We start from the raw sequence: 19,829 nt of genomic DNA, 5'->3' as shown, positions 1-19,829 counted from the left end.
CAATGCGTCCTTCCTTGATGGCGTCACGCACCAGCAGATCGGCATATCCGTTGGCATGCGAACTCATGTCGCGCGCAGTGGTGAAGCCGGCGCGGAGGTCGGCTTGCGCATTCGAAATCGCGATCAGCATCGAGTTTTCGCCCGATCCGGAAGGCCGGCGCGAATTGAACATGTGCGTGTGCGCGTCGATGAGGCCCGGAAGGACGGTCGACTGGCTGAGGTCGATGACGCGGGCGCCGCTCGGGATTTTGACCTGTGATTCCGGGCCTGTTTCGCTGATCCGGTCGCCCATGATGAGCACGATCTGCTTTGTCAGCAGCCGGCCGGTCTTGCTGTCGAACAGTCGTCCGGCACGAACGGCAATGAGTCCCGGTGCGGCCGGACATTTATAGTTACCGGTGTCCGGCGGTCCTATGCAGGGTTGTGGACCGACACCGCGCCATTGGGCTTGAAGCAGGAAAAACGCTGCGAAAAGGAAAGTCGGGATGGACATGGGAGGGAGAATAGCCACAAAAGGCACAAAAAGGCATTATTCTTTTGTGCTTCTTATGAAAACCCGTATGAGCCTTTTCCTGATCGTCCTGATAACCACCACAACGACGGTATGGCCGGCCGATGTCGCGATTCTTCGGACACAGATCGAGAAAGTCATTCCGCGCGCCCGCGGTGATGTCGGCGTTGCCATCAAGCACCTGGAATCGGGAACCGAGGTGCTCGTGAATGCCGACAAGACCTATCCGATGGCGAGCACTTATAAGGTTCCGATCCTTGTCGAACTGTTCTATCAGCGGGCAGCCGGCAAGCTCGCGCTTTCAGACCGCATCGAAGTCACGCCCGGGGACGTTCACCCCGGCGGCACCATCGCGCTGCTGCTCGATAGCCCCGGTCTGGATATGAGCATCGCCAACCTTGTCAACCTTATGATGCGGGTATCGGATAATTCGGCTGCGGACCTCATCATCGATAAGGTCGGCGCTGCGAATGTTACAGCCCGCATGCGCATGCTGGGTCTCGAGACGATCCGGGTGGACCGGACGACGCTCGAGATGATTCTGGATCAGGAAGGCGTCGATTATGCGGCTTACGGCAAGCTGCCGATTGCCGAACTTCGCGCGCGGGAAGCCTCCGTCGATGCCCAGACCGCGGCGCGGGCAAACGACCGCTTCAACAAGACTGAAAAAGACGTCGCCAGCCCGCATGACATGACCCGGTTGCTCGAGAAAATCGTTCGCGGTCAGATTGTCGACCGCGCCAGTTCGGACGAGATCATCGAATTCATGAATCATTCCATGATCGGCCAGGCGCGGATTCCAGCCGCGCTGCCCGACGGCACCCGCGTGGTTCACAAGACTGGAAGCATCGGAAACACCAGCAACGACACCGGAATCATTTTCCTTCCCGATGGAAACCATCTCCTGATTACCGTGATGATGCGGGATGCCAGGGCGCCCACTGCCGAGCGCGAGCGCGTCATTGCGGAGATCGCGAAGTACGCATATGACTATTTTCTTTTCAATCCAACAGGGAAGTGAGGCATAGGTGCTCACCACCTTCGGGCCATTTCTGCTTGCGCCTTTGTTTGTGTTTGGCGTGTATCACCTGCTGACCTGGTTCAACATTCTTCACATCAACGAGCGGGTCTTCTGGAAGCGTGTAGCCATTGCATCGGCCCTCTGCCATATTCTGCTGGCGGCCGGCTTCTTCGCCTTTTCCTACTTCGATGCCGGTGGCGCGAATTTCGGTCCTTATCTTTTTAATGAATCGAACTTCTGGAAGCTGATGGAGATCTTCGACACCGCGGCCATGGCCGTCATCCTGCTCGTGTTTTCAGGCCTCGACCGCGCCGGGATCAATCCGCCCGGTCTCGTCTCGTTAACGATTGGTTTGACGATCGTCGTCGGAACCGCCCAGTGGTTCTTTATCGGCGGAGCGATCGGCGCCCTCCTGGAACGGTTCTTCGAAGGTTTGAGAACGCCGGATCCCGAGGAACAGGACTGGGATTAGGGAGGGGAAATCTTCAAAGTATTGAAAAAAACAAGAAAAGGAAGAAGGGCGGCAATGCCTGGAATAGCCGCCCTTCCGAACAAGAAGATTGAAGCTGTTTCGTAGGTGGGCAACCTACCAAGCGCATAGTTGTCTGTCAATCCGCAGTCGCCCCGTAAAATAAGGTCATGGAAACCAATCCGTGGAAGTCGCTTTCCAGCGACGTCGTGTACGAGAACAGATGGATACGAGTCACCGAGCATCAGGTGATCAATCCGGCCGGCAGCCCGGGCATCTATGGTGTGGTCCATTTCAAACACCTTGCCGTAGGAGTTGTGCCCTGGGAAGACGGCTACATCTGGCTGGTTGGTCAGTTTCGGCTTCCCCTTGAACGTTACTCCTGGGAAATACCTGAAGGCGGTGGTTCCCGCGGTCAAGATCCTCTGGAATCGGCTAAACGAGAGCTGAAGGAAGAAACCGGCATGACGGCGGATGATTGGGAGATCATCGTGAGAATGGATTTGTCCAATTCTGTTTCCGATGAGGAGGCTATCGTCTATCTTGCCAAGGGTTTGCAGCATGGCACAAGCCAGCCGGACGAGACGGAGCAGCTTTCTGTGAGGAAAGTGAGTCTGGACGAGGCTTTTGAAATGGTCGAAAATGGCGAGATTCGGGATGCCATCACCGTCGCAGCCGTTTATAAGATGGTGTTGTTGAGGACCACCGGCCTATTCTGATTCGCAGCAATTCTTATTGGCAAAACGACATACGGGTTGTAAAACCGATCGAATACCATGAAAAAGACACTACTCATCGCGGCTGTTTCCGTAGCTGTTCTCGTGGCCGGGGCGCTCGGCTATTTCGTTTGGCACAGGACGACTCAGACACCTCAATCGTTTTTTGCCAGCGGCAAGAAGTATTACGACCAGAAGAAATATCAGGAGGCAGCTATCCAGCTGTTGAATGCGGTTCGTAAAGATCCGCGACACAGGGATGCCAGGCTTCTTCTGGCACGTACACTGGTCACAGCGGGAAACCTGAATGCCGCGGTCGTTCAACTGAAAGGACTCCTTGAATATTATCCGGACGACGCGGAGGGCAATGTCGAACTCGGCAACCTTTATCTGGCGGGCGGCCGCACCAATCCGGAATATTTTCATCAGGCCCAGGAACTCGCCAGGAAAGTGCTGGCAAAGAATCCGAACAACGTTGACGCGCTGATTCTCTCGGGTACGGCGTCGGCGGGGCTTAAAGACCTCGATACATCCGTCGATACGCTCGAAAAAGCCGCCAGCCTGGATCCACAGAATCCGAAAGCCTTGATCAACCTGGGCGCGGCCCAGACCGTTAAAAAGGATTTTGCCGGTGCCGAAAAATCCCTCATCAAAGCGCATGAGACAAATCCAAAAGACAGCCGCGCCGCCCTCGCACTGGCCGATTACTATCTTGTTGCGAAAGACCCCGCGAAAGCGGAAGCGTCGTTCAAAGATGCACTTACGATAAACCCGGCAGATCGGGATACCTACCTTCAGGCTGCCCAGTTTTATCTCGTCGGAAAACGCTTCGACGACGTCGAAAAGGTCTTTCGAGACGCTCAAGCGCAAAGCCCGGACAACCCCGCTCCCTCGCTCGCGTTGGCGAATGCATACGAAATAGAGAAGCGGCCGGCGGACGTCCGAAAGCTCCTGCTCGATCTCAAAACGAAATTTCCGAAAGACATTACTGTCGCGGTCAAGCTCGCACAAAATCTCTTGCCGGACCAGCCCGACCGGGCCCTGCCTGAAATCGATCAGGTCATCAAAACCCAACCGAAGAGTCCTCTGGGCTATGTTCTTCTGGGAGAAGCTCAGTTCAGGACCGGCAAATTCGCCGAAGCCGAAGCGACGCTGAGCAAAGAGCCGGCGTTGAGCAGTCCGTTTCCACAGGTCCATTTTTTTCTCGGAAATCTGGCAACGCAAAAAGGACAGGTCAACGACGCCATCGGCCATTTCGAGAAGTCAGCTGCAATCAACAAAAACTATCTACCTGCCAGAATGGCCCTGGCCGACCTCTATTTGAAGACCGGGAAACTCGCCGATGCGCGGGAAGAAGTGCAAAAGATCCTTGCGGTGGCTCCAGGGAACGCGACGGCCCAGTTATTCAAAACGTCGGTCGATATTGCGGCCAAAAACTATGATGACGCCGGGCAGGAACTGCTCTCCCTACAGAAGGAGCATCCGGACAGCCCATCGGTGCAACGCCAGTTGGGTTTGTATTACCAGGCTCGTGGCAAAAATGCTGAAGCGGAAAAGAGCTTAACACATGCTTTGGAACTCGTTCCGAACTCGGAACCGGATTTTGAAGCCCTGGCCGGGTTCTATTTGAGGAACAAACAGCCGGACAAAGTAGTACAGATGATCAACCGCGTTCCCGACGCCAGCAAACAGGCATTCCACTACGAAGCGATGGGCATGGCCGAGGCAGAGGCCGGGAAATCTCAGGATGCAATGAGGGATTATCTCAAGGCCATAGAGAAGGATCCCAAGCGAGGGCGGGCCTCACAGTTGCTGTTTGAGGCATACGTCCATGAGAAACAGTTCGACGACGCCAGGAAAATGCTGGACGCCAGCATTCAGAAAAATCCGTCCAACGGCTCCACGGTTGCGCTTCGCGGCGTTATCCTCCTGATGCAGGGGAAAACGAACGACGCGATGTCGAATTTCGAGAAAGCCCTCCAGTTGGATCCCAATCAGGACATCGCCGCCAACAACGAGGCATACCTTCTGGCCGAGCAGGGCCGTGACCTCGAAACCGCCCTGAAATACGCTCAGGCCGTCCGGCGACGCCGCAGTGAAGACCCCAATGCAGCGGACACGCTGGGTTGGGTCTATTACAAGATGGGGCGCTTCACGCCGGCGGTCGATGAACTCCAGTTTGCCGCTTCAAAACAGCCCGCCAATCCCGTTTTTCAGTATCACCTCGGCGCGATTTTCAAGGCCAACAATCAAAGGTCTGAAGCGGAAACCGCACTGAAGAAAGCCCTCGCCACCAAGGCGGATTTTAAAGAAAGATCGGAAGCCGAGGCTCTGCTACAAAACATCGAGTACTGGCGCCATCTGCCCGGCTCGACGACGCCGGCAAAATCAAAGTAGCCAACTTCTTCCGCCTGTTGGAGAAGCCTGCTTCCGGCACCCAGCCCGAACGCGTTAGTGTTCATCAAAATGTCGGAAGTGTCAGAAAAGTTTACGAATACGTGGTTCTGGGATCCCGCTCGCATCCCTTTGATTTAATATGATGTTATCTGCGCCCGCTGCCCCAGTCGCCGTTTCCGTCGGAGGAGCTTACACAATCTTGACGCGACGCTTTTTGTTCATCTTTAAATTCAAATACTTATATGTGGTGCCTCAATTGCATCACAAGCGCGAACGTCCAACCGAACTCGGTCGGTTGGAGATCCAGGAGACACTTCATGATCAGAAGCAGTAAGCTGCCGTCACTCGTCTTTCTCCTCTGTTGTATCTTTGCTCTGAGCACCGTAGCGCATGCAAGCGGTGTTTCGTTTAACTTCGACAGTATTTCGCTGGGGACCTCCACGGTTAATAGCACCACTTACAACTACTCAGGCAATTCCGCAGTCCAGAGTGCGCTCCAAACCCAACTCACCAGCCAGCATGCGGGCGCTACGGTCACCGTCACTGGCGCGGCCGCCACAAACGACTGGACGGCCGATGGGATGGTCATAGGCGGAGTCAACGGTACCCTGGCAAATGGAGGCCATAAATACCTCATCAATGACAACGGCCAGGAAAAGAGTGGGACCAGTTCTAACGACATTCTGATGTCCTTCAGCGGGCTCACCATTTCAAGCGTGACTTTTACTCTTGAGATTTTTCCTGATGCCAGCTGCGCAGCACTCTACAGCACATCGCATCCGTCAAACTGCGGTGGAGTTGGGAATCCGAATTTGCCGGATTTCGAGTTATGGTCTGCTGTAAATAATACCGGATCAGCCGTTGTTAAGGCCCAGGATGTCTCAGGTACGCCGGTATCGTGGACCCAAGCCACCAGCGGATCGCCCAGCGGGTCCCCATGGAAGGCCAACACATGCACCAGCGGCACAGTCAGCGCGGGAACTTGTACTACTAATCCGCAATTAGCGTCATTGACAGTTACGCTCAACCTTCCCACTGGAACGAATGTACTGGACTTCCAGGATTGGCCGGCAACAATTGCCATTAAAGATCTGACTCTGACAACCAACGTTCCCGAACCGAGTTCGCTCTTACTGCTCGGTGTGGGCCTCACCGGGCTCTTTACTGTCCGCCGCCGATACGCTGCGAAGTAACGTCTGCTGTGCTCCGCCCGCATGCTATAAAGGTGTGCGGGCGGGCACTCCCTCGCCTTTTCTACAATCCTCTTTACAAAAGGGCATCCGATAGCCATTCTGCTCTATTCAACTGACTGGGGTGGGCACGGCAATCAATGATGAAGAAGTTAGCTTTCATCGGTGGGGCCTTGTTAATAGTTATCCTCGCCGCCGGCGCGGCTTGGCATTATTTCTGGCCTTCACCGCAAACGTACTTCAACAAGGGAAAGCAGTATTACGACCAGAAGAAATATCCTGAAGCCACGATCGAGTTCTTGAATGCGCTCGCAGGCGATCAGGCGAACCGGGATGCGCGATATTACCTGGGCCTCAGCTACCTAAGTCTGCATGATCCTCAACGAGCAGCCGTACAATTTAAAACACTCCACGAGTCGTTTCCGAATGACGATGAGGCCAGTCTGCAGCTTGGTAATATCTACCTTGCCTCAGGAGTTTTCAGGTCAGACGGTTACAATCAGGCCAGGCAAATCGCTGAGAAACTGCTTGCCAAAAACCCGCAAAACGTTGATGCACTCATTCTCTCCGGAAGCGCCTCCGAAGGGCTGAAGAACTACAGTGCGGCGGTCTTGATGTTCGAAAGAGCAATCAATATCGACCCAAAGAAGGTTTATGCCTTCATACGCCTGGGGTCGGTTCGGATGGCCCAGAACCGTTATTCCGACGCCGAAGAGAATCTCCTGAGGGCGCGTGAGATCGAACCAACCGACAAGGGCACCATTGGAGCCCTTGTCGCCTTTTACAGCGCTACTAATGACGTCAAGAAAACAGAGACCTACATCAAGGAGGGTCTAGAGCTGGACGCCACCGACGGCGACTTCTTGCGCCTGGCCGTCCGATTCTATGACGCGCTCGGCAGACTCGAAGATGTAGAGAAGATTTTGAAGGAAGTTCAGGAGAAGACAAGCGACCCCGCGCCGTCCCTGTTGCTCGCCGATATCTATGAGACGAAAAAGCGTCCATCCGACGCATTGAAAACGCTCACCGACGCACAACAGAAATTCCCGAAAAACGCAGATGTCGCCGGAAAGCGGGCGGTTATTCTCATGTCCACTCAGCCGGACGAGGCACGGAAGGAAATCGATCGTCTGATAAAAGCCGAACCGCAGAATCCACTGGGCCACGTATTGCTTGGCGAGTTGCAATACACGGCCGGTCAATATGACGCCGCCGAGGCGACATTAAGCGTGAATCCAGCCTTGGATAGTCCTTATCCGGGTCCCCATTACTGGCTTGGGGAAATCGCCAGAAGGAAAGGGAACACAGAGGAGGCAATCTCTCATTTCCAAAAATCGGCAGCCGTAAATCACCTCGGTTACGTGCCTGCAAGAATTGCCCTTGCGGAGATATTCCTCGAAAGAGGCAAGGCCGACGATGCCCGGGAAGAGATTGGCAAAGCTCTGCAGACCGATCCGGATAACGTTCGCGCGCGTCTCTTCATAGTCTCACTCGGTATCATTGAGAAAAAATTTCCCGAAGCGGAACAGCAATTGACGGCTCTGGAAAAAGCACAGCCGCAAAATTCCGACGTGATTCGCGAGCGGGCGCTCTTCGAGGCCTCCCGCGGCCGAGGTGCCGACGCCCAGAAAAACCTGGAACATGCGCTGGAACTGCAGCCAGCCTCGCTCGAATATCTAAGGGAATTGACGGCTCTGGATGTCGAGAACAAGCAGGTTGACAAGGCGATTCAGCGAATCAACGCGATAGCGGATAACGATAAGGGCGCTCCGCACTATGAACTTCTCGGTTCCCTCTATCTGTTGGCGGGAAAATCTCGGGACGCCGAAGACGCGTACAAAAAAGCGATTGAGAAGGATCCATCCCGCATCGGTCCTGATTTCTCCCTATTCAAGATGTACGCAAAAACCGGGCGAGCGGCCGACAGCATCAAAGTACTTGATGATGTGTTGAAAAAGCACCCAACCGCAAGCGCGGCGTATATCCTGAAAGCGATAGTTTATGAAGCTCAAGGGCAAAGAGACCAGGCTGTTCAGGGTTATAACGAAGCATTGAAAGTCCAACCGGACTCCGATGTTGCAGCTAACAATCTTGCCTATCTGCTCGCCGAGGAAGGGCGCGATCTGCCGACGGCTTTACAGAAGGCGGAACTTGCGCGGAAACTACGTCCGGATGATCCGTTTTACGCGGATACTACGGGCTGGGTTTACTATAAGATGGGAGATTACAGCAACGCCCGCGAACAGTTCCTTTTTGCTGTTTCAAAGCAGGGCGACAACGGCACTTTCCTCTACCACCTCGCGAAAACCTATGAAGCGAGCTATCAAATCGAAGACGCCGCAAGAACGATGAAAAAGGCTGTCAGCAGCAGCGGAAATTTCCCAGAAAAGGCTCTGGCTCAGGCTGCAGTGAAAGAACTTTCACGATAGCTTCAGAAACTCGGGGCCGATCTGAAGGAAACAATCTGTGCAAATCGATGTTTTAGAAGCGACCGTCCTGGGGACCGTCCAGGGCATCACAGAGTTTCTCCCGGTTTCCAGTCGCGCACATCTGATCCTGGTCCCCTGGTTATTAGGTTGGCCTGATCCCGGGCTCACCTTTGATGTCGCTCTTCACCTCGGCACTCTCGCCGCTTTGTTGATCTATTTTTATAAGGATTGGATTCATCTCACGAGGTCTGCATTCAGGATCTTCAAGAACGATCCCGATGATACGGATGCGCGTCTGGCCCTTTACATCATCCTTGCGACGATCCCGGGGGGTATTGCGGGCATGCTGTTTGAGTCCCTTGAGGACCAATTCAGCACGCCTACAGTCATAGCTGTAATGTTGATTGCGATCGCGCTGTTGATGCGGTTTGCGGAAATTTCCGGGCGCCGGAAAACGGAGCTTGAAACGATGAGGTTATCGGACGCAATGACCGTTGGCGTCGCGCAGGCGTTCGCGATTATCCCAGGTGTGTCGCGCTCCGGCGTCACGATTACCGCCGGTCTGTTTCGTGGGATGACGCGCAAGGCAGCCGCTCAGTTCTCCTTCCTGTTGTCGGCGCCGATTGTCGCCGGCGCGGTAGTGAAAAAAGTGATGGATATTGCGGCCGAGGGACTGCCCGCCGGTCAGAGTGCTTCTTTCGCAGTAGGAATCATCGTGTCAGCCTTGTGGGGCGTCATCTCCATCGCAGCGATGATGCGCTACCTGCAAACCAGGAACACGTTCGTTTTTATCAATTACCGGATTGGGCTCGGAATCACTGTACTGATCCTGGGATATTTTGCGGGATTGCACTAGCCGCAGGATTCGCGAAAACGTTGTTCGAGGGAAGCTAAATAGGAATGAGCGGCAGGATCATTCTCTGAAGGAGCCCATGGCGCAAATTCCTTGGCAGCGGCAGGATCGTAAGGCCCTGCTTTAACTTCACAGACGACCGTGTCCGGCTCCAGAGCAAAAAATGTATGCCAGATGCCCTCCCGGCAATCGACCGCGAGCGCCCCTTTTGTCTGATGTAAAAAAACAAAATTCTTGGTGTCGGGTGTGCCGTCGTCCAAAAAAGACATGAAGGCCATCGACCCGCTGAGAAGGATCAGCAGTTCGGCTTTGGGAGGAGCCGCGTGCCGATGCGGCCGCACGTAACTGCCCGGTTGAATGGCATTCAACATCCGCTGGAGCCGGTCGTCGTTTCCGCGATGTAGAGCGAGTATTTCCCGCCGTCGCGGGTTTAACTGGGCGTCCTTGCTTTTGCTACGGATGATATCGGGCGTGATCGCAAGGGCGCTGTCGTGTAATGAAATGGTGGCAAACTCAGATACCCGTTCGAAACCTGGTTTGATCATCTCCATAGTCTATTAGAGGATTGGGACTCTGCAAGACAGGTTTGAGCCGCAGATGACGCGGATGACGCAGATAGGGCGGAAAAGAACTACTTATACCGCGCCCCATCTGCGTCATCCGCGTCATCTGCGGCTCAAACCTGTGAGATTCATCTGCGCCACCGCAGCACCAGCGGCTCGAGCCGGCGCGCGGTCTCGAGCAGGTCCGCGCGAGCCGCCGGATGAAGCGGCGAAAGGGGATGGCGCGGAGCGTCGCAATCGATGACGCCGCCCTGCTTCATGAGAGCTTTGCAGGCCAGCAGGCCGCATTGGCGGTTTTCATAATTGATGAGCGGAAGCCACTGCTGGTACGCGGCGAAGGCGTCGTCGCGGCGGCCGGCAACATAGGCATCGACGATCTTTCGAATACCATCCGGATAGCCTCCGCCCGTCATGGCTCCGGTGGCGCCGGCCTCGAGATCGGTGAACAGCGTGATGCCTTCCTCGCCGTCCCACGGCCCCTCGATCGCGCTGCCGCCAAGCCGCAGGAGTTCCCGGATTTTGGCGGCAGCTCCGGCGGACTCGACCTTGAAGTAGGCGACCTGATCCAACTCCTTCGCCAGGCGCGCCAGGAAAGCCGCCGATAGTGCAGTTCCGCTGACCGGCGCATCCTGAATCATGATCGGAATCCGGAGTGCATCCGAAACGTGTCCGAAGAATTCGTATATCTGCTGCTCCGATGCCCGGATGGTTGCTCCATGGTACGGCGGCATCATCATGACCATGGCGGCCCCCATTTCCTGCGCGCGCCGGCCGCGCTCGGCGCAGACGCGCGAACTGAAGTGCGTGGTCGTGACAATGACCGGGACGCGTCCGCCGACACGCTCCAGAATGGTCTTCGTCAGCACGTCCCGCTCGTCGTCCGACAGTGTGAATTGCTCCGAGAAGTTCGCAAGGATGCAAAGGCCGTTGGAACCCGCATCGATCATGAAGTCCACACAATTCTTCTGGCTTCGGAGATCGAGTTCACCGGTCTCGGTAAACGTCGTGGGCACGACGGGAAAAACGCCGCGATAGCGCGCAGATCCACTGAAAGACATCCCGGGGAGTCTATCGCGGGAATTCGAGGGACGCACCCGGAATCCGAGTCGAGCGCATGTTAGAATTCGCGCAATGTCAAAGATTGTGAAGACGCCAGATTGCGTTATACAAAAGCGGCCGGATGGATCGCGTGTCTGCGGCGTGCACGGCAGGCCCTTGCAGGAGCAATCGATGTCCGGGCCGGCCAATCCCCCCGGGTTCGGGCATTTGTCCGCATGGACCTGTCCGGTTTCAGGCAAAACGCTCGTAGAAGTGGAAGGACTTTAGATACGCAGGCCCAGGGCTTACGCCCGGGGCTAGAGGAATGCTGCCGCTCTGCGGCTCCATTGCTACTGCTCCTCGCTTTTGTACCTTTTGTCGCTTAAAATTCTGAATTGACCCGATGACCAAAACCTCCATTCGGACGATCTGTCTGTTTCTGGTCCTCTGTGCACACGCGTATGCAGCTCAGGCGGATCTGCCCCACGTCCTCGTCATCGCGACCGGCGGGACGATCGCCGGTGAGCAGGGCGAGCCTGGGACACTGGGCGGTTACGAGATAAAGAAGCCGATCGCGGAAATCGTGGCTCAGGTCCCGGAGATCAAGCGCTACGCGCAGGTGGAGAGCGAGCAGTTTTCGAATATTCCCAGCGCCCAGATGAATCCCGAGCAGTGGCTGCTGCTGGCGCGGCGGGTCAACACGGTTTTCGAAAAGCGGCCGGAGATTGCGGGCATCGTCATCACCCATGGAACGGACAGGCTCGAGGAAACCGCGTTCTTCCTTCACCTGACGGTGAAGTCCGACAAGCCGGTGGTCATCGTCGGCGCGCAGCGTCCTCCGACAGGCATCAGTCCGGACGGTCCGATCAACCTTCTTTCGGCGGTCCGGGTTGCCGCTGCCCATGACTCCAGAGGGAAGGGCGCCCTCGTTGTCATGGACGACCGGATCATCAGCGCCCGCGACGCCCAGAAAGTATTTGCCCGGACCGGGGGGTTTTCGGCGCCGGAGATGGGCGTGCTGGGAGTCGTCGCGCGTCACGGCGTCGAGTTTTTCTATTCGCCATCCCGCCGGCACACGACGACTTCCGAGTTCGACGTGCAGAACCTGACTTCGCTGCCCCGTGTCGACATCCAATATTCCTATGCCGGATCCGAAGGCGGCGGCAGAACCGACGCCAAGGGAATCATTGTCGCCACGACGGCGCTCAACGGCGCCGAACGCGCCTATTATGACGGCCTCATGCGCCATGGCGTGATTGTGGCAACGACCTTTCCGTCCGGCGACCAGGTCATCTCACCCCCCGGAGCCCGGGATGCCTCCCCCATTGTTGCCGTGAAGCGTATGTTGCCGACGCACGCGCGGATTCTCTTGATGCTGGCGCTGACCAAGACCCAGGACGTCAAGGAGATTCAGCGCATTTTCGATCAATATTGAGGAAAAACAATGACACCCGAACAGGGCAAATTCTTGTGTAAGGTCTTAACCGATATCATCAACACCGAAGCGGAAACCACGAAGAAGGTTTTTCGCGCGATCCCGGACGACAAGAAAAGTTACAAGCCCGATCCCAAGTCCCGGACGGCACACGAATTGGCATGGCATATCGCGACGGCCGAAATCATGTTCTACGATATGGTTCTCGCCGGCGCGCCGCCTTCCGGAAGGCCGTCGGACCCGCCACCGACCATCGGTGCGGTCGTCGACTGGTACGAAACGAATCGACGCGAACGCGTCAGCAAAATCGATGCGATGTCGGGCGAAAAGTTGACGGCGATCATTCCGTTCTTCGGCGGAATGGAATTTCCCGCGGTCATCTATCTCGAAATTATGAACCGCCACTCCATTCATCACCGCGGCCAGCTTTCGACCTACCTGCGGCCCATGGGCTCCAAAGTCCCTGCGATGTACGGCGGAAGCGCCGACGAACCGATGCAGATGTAGAGATCTGATTGCATCATTGCAGCATTCGAAGTGTTTGCATTTCAAATCTAGAATGCAACAACTTCAAATGATGCAATGGTGCAATAAGATTTTCTGTGCTTTTGTGTCCTTTGTGATTTAAAAGCATATAGATGCTCCCGGGCATACTGCTGACATTATTAGTAACGGTCGCCGCGCCGGACCGAGCGCTGCTTGATAAGTACTGCGTCACGTGTCATACGGAACGAGCCAGGGAGCGTGGTGCGGTGCCGGTCGCGCTGGATAAGGCGGACGCCGTCAACCCCGTGGCTGATCCCGAACTCTGGGAAAAGGTCATCCGAAAACTCCGGGCGGGCGTCATGCCCCCGCCGGGGTCGCCACGCCCGGATGACGCTTCCATGCGAGCATGGATCTCGTCGATTTCCACCGCCATCGACGCCGCTGCCGAAATCAAACCCGATCCGGGGCGGCCTCTGATCCATCGCCTCAATCGCGCCGAATACGGCAACGCTGTCCGGGACCTCCTGGCGCTGAACATCGACGCTGCGGCGCTGCTGCCGCCCGACGACTCGGCATTCGGCTTCGACAACATGTCCGAAGCGCTCGGTTTCTCGCCGCTGCTTCAGGAACGATATGTCTCGGCTGCAGTGAAGCTCGGCGCGTTGGCCGTCGGCGATCCAAACGCCAATCCCGCGAGCGAAACCTACCGCATCCGCCAGGATCTCTCCCAGGACCAGCACATCGAGGGGTTGCCGCTCGGGACGATTGGCGGAACACAGGTCCGCCAGGTCTTTCCGCTCGACGGGGAATATGAATTTCAGGCCAGGCTCTACCGCACGAACCTGAATATTGTTCGCGGTCTCGATATGCCGCATCAGGTGGAGTTCGCGATCGACGGACAGCGCGTGCATCTTGCAGCGCTTGGCGGCGCGGAAGATCTCGCATCGCTCTTTCAGAAGCCCACGGACACGGGCGACGCCATCGATTCGCGCATGCGATTCCGCTCTGCCGTGAAAGCAGGCCCGCATGTCGTCACCATCGCATTTCTTCAGGAGCCGCAGACCGTCGGTGCCGGCCGCCTGCAGCGCTACCTGCGCAGTTCTGTCGATAACTTTGACTGGTCCGGCCAGCCGCACATACAGACGCTCGCGATCACGGGTCCGTTCAACACCACCGGCCGCGGCGATACGCCGAGCCGCCGTCGGATTTTCATCTGTCACCCAACGACAGCCGCCGCCGAGCCGGCGTGCGCCAGGCAGATCATTTCCACCCTCCTACGCCGGGCTTATCGACGGCCGGCGGCCACCGCCGACGAGCAGCGCATCATAAGGTTCTACGAAACCGCGCGCCGTGATGGCGATTTCGACGCCGGCATCGAAGCTGCCGTGCAGCGTATCCTTGCGAGTCCGCAATTCATCCTGCGGATTGAACGCGATCCCGCGCCGGGCGTCGTGCACGCCATCAGCGATATCGAACTGGCGTCGCGATTGTCGTTCTTCCTGTGGAGCAGCATTCCCGATGACGCACTCTTGAAAGTTGCATCCGAAGGACATCTCCACCAAGCCACCGTCCTCGAGCGTGAAGTGCGCCGGATGCTTGCCGATCCGAAGTCCTCCGCGCTCGTCGATAACTTCGCCGGGCAGTGGTTGCGCCTGCGCAACGTCACCAACGTGCTGCCGAACTCGGATCTCTTTCCGGACTTTGACGACAACCTCCGGCAGTCGTTCCGGCGCGAGACCGAGATGTTCTTCGACAGCATTATTCGAGAAGACCGGGACGTGATGGATCTGCTCAATGCGGACTATTCCTTTATCAATGAGCGCCTGGCCCGGCATTACGGAATTCCTGATATTTACGGCAGCCACTTCCGTCGCGTCACGATCCCGGACCCGGCTCGACGCGGTCTGCTCGGGCAGGGAAGTATCCTGTCCGTCACATCGCATGCCGAGCGGACCTCGCCCGTGCTGCGCGGCAAGTGGGTGCTGGAAAACATTGTCGGCATGACGGTGCCGCCGCCTCCGCCGGATGTGCCGCCGCTGAAAGCGCCCGCTGAAGGCGAGAAACCCCGCACAATGCGCGAGCAGATGATCGAGCATCGGGCGAACCCCGCATGCGCGGTCTGTCATAAGGTGATGGACCCGGTCGGGTTTGCGATGGAAAACTTCGATCCGGTGGGCGCCTGGCGGGAGACCGACGCCTCGGGCGAGCTGGCCGACGGGACGCAGGTGAATGGTGTGGTTGAATTGCGCCAGGCGCTGACGCGGAATCCGGAACTGTTTACCGGCACCCTCAGCGAGAAGCTCCTGGCGTATGCTCTGGGACGCGGATTGGATTACCGGGATATGCCGGCCGTGCGGAAGATTGTCCGGCAGGCGGGCATGGACAATTACCGGTTTTCGGCTATCGTGATGGGGATTGTCCGGAGTACTCCGTTTCAAATGCGAATGGCCCGGGAGGGAGAATGAAGAAGTCCATATCCCGCAGGACGATATTGAAAGGCATCGGCGCGGCTGTCGGTCTGCCGTTCCTCGAGGCGATGATGCCGGCAGTGACGCGCGCGGCAACCCCGCCTCTGCGATTCGGCGTGGTTTATTTTCCGAACGGCGCGATCATGCCGCAGTTCACGCCGGCGACGGCCGGCGCAGGCTTCGACTTCAGTCCCATCTTGAAACCGCTCGAGCCCTTCAAGAACCAGCTTGCCGTCGTGACGAATCTCACGCGATCGCATCCGGGCAGCCAGGTGGGCGATCACGCTGTGAGTGCGGCAGGTTTTCTCACCGGTGTATGGCCAAAGCGCACAGAAGCCGAAGATGTTCTCGCCAACACCACCATTGATCAGGTTGTCGCGCAAAAGATCGGTCAGGAAACGGCGCTGCCATCCATCGAACTCGCGACCGAAGACTTCACGGGCTACGTCGGCGGCTGCTCGCCCGGCTTCAGCTGCGCCTATATGAATACGATCTCGTGGCGCACGCCCGGCACGCCGCTTCCGATGGAGACCAATCCGCGCGCCGCGTTCGAGCGCCTCTTCGGCGAGTCGGGAAGCGTGCGCGAGCGCGAGGCCCGGATCCGGATGCAGCAGAGCATCCTCGATTCGATTTCCGAAGAGGCGGCCACTCTCCAGCGCGGCCTCGGCACGACGGATCGCCGTCGCGTCGCCGACTACCTCGACAATATCCGCGAGATCGAACGCCGCATCCAGCAGGCCGAAAACGCCGGCCGCTCCAGCGCCCTGCCGCTCGATGCGCCCGTCGGCGTGCCGGATTCCTTCGAAGATCATGTCGGTCTGATGTTCGACCTGGCAGCCGCGGCGTTTCACTCCGACACGACCCGCGTCTTCTCATTCATGATGTCTCGCGAGCTGAGCCAGCGCACCTACCCGCAAATCGGCGTCACCGAGCAGCATCACAGCGTCTCGCATCACCAGAACAATCCGCAGAAGATCGCGACAGTCGTGAAGATCAACGTCTACTATGCCGGCATGTTCGCAAAGTTCCTCGAGAAGCTGCGGTCGACGGAAGACGGCGGCGGCTCGCTCCTCGATCACTCGCTGGTCTTTTATGGCGCCGGCATGGGAGATTCGAACTCGCACGCGTCCGATCCGCTGCCGATTGTCGCGGTTGGCGGCGGAATCGGAACCGGCCACCGTCACGTGCTGGTTCCTGTACGTACACCGGTAGGATGCCTGTGGTCGGCGGTCGCCAATCGGTACGGCGTTCGGATGGACCGGTTCGGCGACGGCATGGGCATGATCGATGGACTTTTTTAGAATTCTGGCTTTCCTGCTGCTGCTGGCCCCGCCGCAAAGCGACGGCACGACGACGCTTCACAATGCCGTCGTCGCGAACGATCTTCCGGCGGTGCAGAAGCTGCTGCGTTCCGGCGCGAATCCCGGCGCGGCGAATCGATACGGCATCACGCCGCTTTCACTCGCTGCCGAGAGTGGAAATGTGGCGGTGTTTGAGGCGCTGATCAAAGCGGGGGCCGATCCGAAGGTAACGCTGCCCGGCGGCCAGACCCTGCTGATGACCGCCGCGCGAACCGGCAATCCGGAAATCGTGCGAATGCTGTTGGAGCGGGGTGCGGATCCGAACGCCACGGAAGACACGGACGGCGAAACCGCTCTCATGTGGGCCGCGGCGCAGAATCACCCCGAAGCAATACAGGTCCTCGTTATGCACGGCGCGGAGGTGAATACACGGTCGAAGTCGCTGACATACAAAACGGATCGATTCGGCCTCGAAGGGGTGCTGACGATCCTGCCGAGGGGCAGCCTCGCGGCGCTCATGATCGCGGCGCGAGAAGGCTCGCTCGGCGCGGCGCGAGCGCTCGCGGAGAGCGGTTCGGAGTTGGACCTGACCGATCCGGATGGCACGACGGCGCTGGTTTTTGCGATCATTAATAACCACTACGACACGGCGGCAATGCTCCTCGGCAAAGGCGCAAATCCGAATATCGGCGACTCCGCGGGAATGGCCGCCCTGTATGCAGCCGTGGACATGAACACGCTGATTGAGATTTATGGCCGTCCGGCCAGGAAGACCGCGGATCACCTCAGCGGACGGGATCTCATTCTGAAGCTCCTGGAGAACGGCGCGAATCCGAATGCGCAGCTCAAGGCCCCGGCGCTCCAGCGCGCGCACACGCCAGGGGACCGGAATCTCGGCGAAGGCGCGACGCCGCTGATGCGGGCCGCGAGGAATGGCGATTCGCCGGCGATGCGGCTTCTGCTCGAGCATGGCGCCGAACCGGCGATCGCGCAGAAGAATCATGTCACCGCGCTGATGCTGGCGGCTGGATTGGGACGCGGGTTGGGAACGTTTGCCGATGAGTACGCCGCGGAGAAGGAACAATACGACGCGGTGAAGTTGCTGCTGGACAGACGCGTGGACGTGAATGCCGCGAATGACGGGGGGCAGACGGCCCTGCACTTTGCCGCGCTGTCGATGGATTCGGTGGTGGAACTGCTGGTCATGAATGGCGCAAACCTCGAGGCGAAGGACCGGCAAGGACGCACGCCGCTCGACATGGCCTCCGGCAAAGGGGGCCCCGGCCGGGCGGGCGCAGCCGCCGTACCGCGGCCGGGCACGATCGCGCTGCTGAGGAAGCTGGGAGCGAGGTAGGGTGCGTCTGGTTTAAACTAAACTTCACGTATGAACGAAACCTTACCCGACCGCCTGTCCATAGATCCCAAGAGTCCTTATTACAACGAGGAACTGATCACGCGCGGAGTCGGCATCCGATTTAATGGAACCGAGAAGACGACCGTCGAGGAATATTGCGTCAGCGAAGGCTGGATCCGCGTCAGCGCCGGCCGCGGCCGCGACCGGCACGGCCGGCCGCTGACGATGAAGCTGCGAGGGAAGGTCGAGCCATACCTGGAAGAAAAGCCGGTGGAAAGTACCGCCCCGGAAAATCCTGCAGGTTGAGTACCCAACAACCAATCCGCGCTGAAGTAGTGATTATCGGGGCGGGCCCGGCAGGAAGCGCCGCCGCCATCCGTTTAATGCAACTCGGGATCCATGACGTTGTCCTGACCGATCGCTCGACTTTTCCCCGCCACAAAACCTGCGGCAGCGGCATTTCGCCAAAAGGCATTCAGGTTCTGAAGCAGCTGGAAGTTCTGGATACGATCCTTCCGCAGTCGTACAAGGTCAGCGGCCTCCGTCTGGTTACTCCCGGAGGCCGCGAATTGTCCTTATCCGGCGGAGAGGAAACCGCCGCTTTGATCTGCTCCCGCCGGACACTCGACCACGCTCTGGTCCAACATGCTCAATCGCACGGCGCGCGTTTCATTCCTGATTTTGCGGCGAATGAACTCCTCTATGAGGGAAGCCGAGTCGCCGGCTTCAATTCGCTCGACGGCAGGAGCGTTCGCGCCAGGTTCACTGTCGTCGCCAATGGCGCGCATTCCAAATTCGTTGTCAACACCGGACCCAGGCGGATGATGCAGACGATTATGGGCTGGTGGGATGATGTGCCGTTCGAACCGCAGCACGTCGAGATGGTTTTCGATAAAATGCTGACGCCTTGCTACGGCTGGCTCTTTCCGGAAAGCAAAAGCAGGGTCAATATCGGCATCTGCTATGACGATCCGCAGCACAGCAAAAACGGCCGCGCCCTGTTTCAGCATTTTCTGGATAAGCATTATCGGACCCGTCTTGCCGGGGCCGTACAGATTGGACAGTGGAAAGGTTACCCCGTCTCGTATTCCTATCGCGTCGGTCAATTGCAGTCTCCCGGGCGCCTGATCGCCGGCGAGGCAGGCAGAATGACGCATCCGGCGACAGCTGAAGGTATTTACCAGGGCATGTTGTCGGGTATGATGGCCGCCGAAACGCTGAAGAAGGCAATGTCGAATCCGGAACATGAGCAGCAGGCCTGGTCTGAATACGAGGAGCGCTGCCGGCAGGCCTTCGGGACTTCGTTCTGGTGCGCGAAACTGTGGCGTGGCGCCGTCCGGGCAAAACTGTTGGACGCGGCCGTCGATCTCTGCCGCAGGCCGGCGGCAAATCGCGCGTTCAACCGGTTGATGTCACAAATGTAGGGCGCATGAATGGAATGGCCGCATGAAGAGATGGTTGGCGGTATAACGGAAAAGAACGCGACTAAACTTCGACTGGCGGACTATGCGGGTGCGCTCATTCTGTTAGCCGGTCTCCCGCCGTTTACCTATTACGTCTGGATCTCGATAAGAGACTTCGGCGGCGCGCTATTCCTG

17 protein-coding genes are annotated in these 19,829 nt (G+C 57.8%); 14 read left to right on the top strand and 3 right to left on the bottom strand.

Annotation, left to right across the window (positions count from 1 at the left end):
* Window positions 1-493: amidohydrolase family protein (locus VGK48_13500; GenBank protein HEY2382187.1), on the bottom strand; the 493-nt coding region annotated here is incomplete at its 3' end.
* A 55-nt stretch (window positions 494-548) separates the two neighbouring features.
* Between VGK48_13500 and VGK48_13495 the strand changes: the two genes are divergently transcribed.
* The 7 genes from VGK48_13495 to uppP all read left to right on the top strand — a co-directional run bounded on the left by VGK48_13495 (window position 549) and on the right by uppP (window position 9,589).
* Window positions 549-1,532 (top strand): serine hydrolase, encoded by a 984-nt coding sequence (locus VGK48_13495; GenBank protein HEY2382186.1) that lies wholly within the window; start codon window positions 549-551, stop codon window positions 1,530-1,532.
* Window positions 1,533-1,539: 7 nt separating this feature from the next.
* A complete protein-coding gene (locus VGK48_13490; GenBank protein ID HEY2382185.1) occupies window positions 1,540-2,004 on the top strand; it encodes a hypothetical protein in 465 nt (154 codons plus the stop codon).
* A gap of 167 nt (window positions 2,005-2,171) precedes the next feature.
* Window positions 2,172-2,720, top strand: a complete 549-nt coding sequence (locus tag VGK48_13485; protein HEY2382184.1) for an NUDIX hydrolase — start codon at window positions 2,172-2,174, stop codon at window positions 2,718-2,720.
* Between the two features lie 57 nt (window positions 2,721-2,777).
* Complete coding sequence (locus tag VGK48_13480; protein HEY2382183.1) at window positions 2,778-5,114, top strand: tetratricopeptide repeat protein; 2,337 nt, start codon at window positions 2,778-2,780, stop codon at window positions 5,112-5,114.
* Between the two features lie 317 nt (window positions 5,115-5,431).
* Window positions 5,432-6,307, top strand: coding sequence for a PEP-CTERM sorting domain-containing protein (locus tag VGK48_13475; GenBank protein HEY2382182.1), 876 nt, complete (start codon window positions 5,432-5,434; stop codon window positions 6,305-6,307).
* A gap of 137 nt (window positions 6,308-6,444) precedes the next feature.
* Window positions 6,445-8,733, top strand: a complete 2,289-nt coding sequence (locus VGK48_13470; protein HEY2382181.1) for a tetratricopeptide repeat protein — start codon at window positions 6,445-6,447, stop codon at window positions 8,731-8,733.
* A 37-nt stretch (window positions 8,734-8,770) separates the two neighbouring features.
* Window positions 8,771-9,589: an undecaprenyl-diphosphatase UppP gene (gene uppP / locus VGK48_13465; protein HEY2382180.1), complete on the top strand. Its 819-nt coding sequence runs from the start codon at window positions 8,771-8,773 to the stop codon at window positions 9,587-9,589.
* On the opposite strand, the gene VGK48_13460 is transcribed toward uppP, so the two are convergent.
* Both VGK48_13460 and VGK48_13455 read right to left on the bottom strand, forming a co-directional pair.
* The gene (locus VGK48_13460; protein HEY2382179.1) at window positions 9,586-10,137 is read right to left on the bottom strand and encodes a WbuC family cupin fold metalloprotein; all 552 of its coding nucleotides are present in this window, start codon (window positions 10,135-10,137) and stop codon (window positions 9,586-9,588) included. The genes uppP and VGK48_13460 overlap by 4 nt on opposite strands.
* Before the next feature lie 140 nt (window positions 10,138-10,277).
* Entirely contained in the window at window positions 10,278-11,207 is a 930-nt protein-coding gene (locus VGK48_13455; GenBank protein HEY2382178.1) for a dihydrodipicolinate synthase family protein, read from the bottom strand.
* Between the two features lie 383 nt (window positions 11,208-11,590).
* Between VGK48_13455 and VGK48_13450 the strand changes: the two genes are divergently transcribed.
* From VGK48_13450 to VGK48_13420, 7 genes are all read left to right on the top strand, one after another.
* Window positions 11,591-12,622: an asparaginase gene (locus VGK48_13450; protein HEY2382177.1), complete on the top strand. Its 1,032-nt coding sequence runs from the start codon at window positions 11,591-11,593 to the stop codon at window positions 12,620-12,622.
* A 33-nt stretch (window positions 12,623-12,655) separates the two neighbouring features.
* Window positions 12,656-13,129 carry a DinB family protein gene (locus tag VGK48_13445; protein HEY2382176.1) on the top strand — a complete coding sequence of 158 codons (474 nt, stop codon included), beginning with the start codon at window positions 12,656-12,658 and terminating at the stop codon, window positions 13,127-13,129.
* Between the two features lie 131 nt (window positions 13,130-13,260).
* On the top strand, window positions 13,261-15,573 hold the full coding sequence (locus VGK48_13440) for a DUF1592 domain-containing protein (protein ID HEY2382175.1): 2,313 nt from the start codon (window positions 13,261-13,263) through the stop codon (window positions 15,571-15,573).
* On the top strand, window positions 15,570-16,877 hold the full coding sequence (locus VGK48_13435) for a DUF1552 domain-containing protein (protein ID HEY2382174.1): 1,308 nt from the start codon (window positions 15,570-15,572) through the stop codon (window positions 16,875-16,877). The genes VGK48_13440 and VGK48_13435 overlap by 4 nt, the downstream gene beginning before the upstream one ends.
* Entirely contained in the window at window positions 16,864-18,231 is a 1,368-nt protein-coding gene (locus VGK48_13430; GenBank protein HEY2382173.1) for an ankyrin repeat domain-containing protein, read from the top strand. Before VGK48_13435 ends, VGK48_13430 begins: the two co-directional genes overlap by 14 nt.
* A 30-nt stretch (window positions 18,232-18,261) precedes the next feature.
* Window positions 18,262-18,537 carry a DUF3297 family protein gene (locus tag VGK48_13425; protein ID HEY2382172.1) on the top strand — a complete coding sequence of 92 codons (276 nt, stop codon included), beginning with the start codon at window positions 18,262-18,264 and terminating at the stop codon, window positions 18,535-18,537.
* A 29-nt stretch (window positions 18,538-18,566) separates the two neighbouring features.
* Complete coding sequence (locus tag VGK48_13420) at window positions 18,567-19,655, top strand: NAD(P)/FAD-dependent oxidoreductase (GenBank protein ID HEY2382171.1); 1,089 nt, start codon at window positions 18,567-18,569, stop codon at window positions 19,653-19,655.
* Window positions 19,656-19,829: the final 174 nt, after the last annotated feature.

Source organism: Terriglobia bacterium (genome assembly GCA_036496425.1).
Taxonomy (GTDB): Bacteria; Acidobacteriota; Terriglobia; order 20CM-2-55-15; family 20CM-2-55-15; genus 20CM-2-55-15.
This window is presented reverse-complemented; position numbering and strand designations above follow the sequence as displayed.

Excerpts from the sequence above, each read along its gene's own strand:
- VGK48_13460 (HEY2382179.1), bottom strand. The coding sequence starts at position 10,137 with ATGGAGATGATCAAACCAGGTTTCGAACGGGTATCTGAGTTTGCCACC.
- VGK48_13430 (HEY2382173.1), top strand. The coding sequence starts at position 16,864 with ATGGACTTTTTTAGAATTCTGGCTTTCCTGCTGCTGCTGGCCCCGCCG.
- VGK48_13475 (HEY2382182.1), top strand. The coding sequence starts at position 5,432 with ATGATCAGAAGCAGTAAGCTGCCGTCACTCGTCTTTCTCCTCTGTTGT.
- VGK48_13495 (HEY2382186.1), top strand. The coding sequence starts at position 549 with ATGAAAACCCGTATGAGCCTTTTCCTGATCGTCCTGATAACCACCACA.
- VGK48_13480 (HEY2382183.1), top strand. The coding sequence starts at position 2,778 with ATGAAAAAGACACTACTCATCGCGGCTGTTTCCGTAGCTGTTCTCGTG.
- VGK48_13485 (HEY2382184.1), top strand. The coding sequence starts at position 2,172 with ATGGAAACCAATCCGTGGAAGTCGCTTTCCAGCGACGTCGTGTACGAG.
- VGK48_13440 (HEY2382175.1), top strand. The coding sequence starts at position 13,261 with ATGCTCCCGGGCATACTGCTGACATTATTAGTAACGGTCGCCGCGCCG.
- VGK48_13425 (HEY2382172.1), top strand. The coding sequence starts at position 18,262 with ATGAACGAAACCTTACCCGACCGCCTGTCCATAGATCCCAAGAGTCCT.
- VGK48_13435 (HEY2382174.1), top strand. The coding sequence starts at position 15,570 with ATGAAGAAGTCCATATCCCGCAGGACGATATTGAAAGGCATCGGCGCG.
- VGK48_13455 (HEY2382178.1), bottom strand. The coding sequence starts at position 11,207 with ATGTCTTTCAGTGGATCTGCGCGCTATCGCGGCGTTTTTCCCGTCGTG.
- VGK48_13450 (HEY2382177.1), top strand. The coding sequence starts at position 11,591 with ATGACCAAAACCTCCATTCGGACGATCTGTCTGTTTCTGGTCCTCTGT.
- VGK48_13470 (HEY2382181.1), top strand. The coding sequence starts at position 6,445 with ATGATGAAGAAGTTAGCTTTCATCGGTGGGGCCTTGTTAATAGTTATC.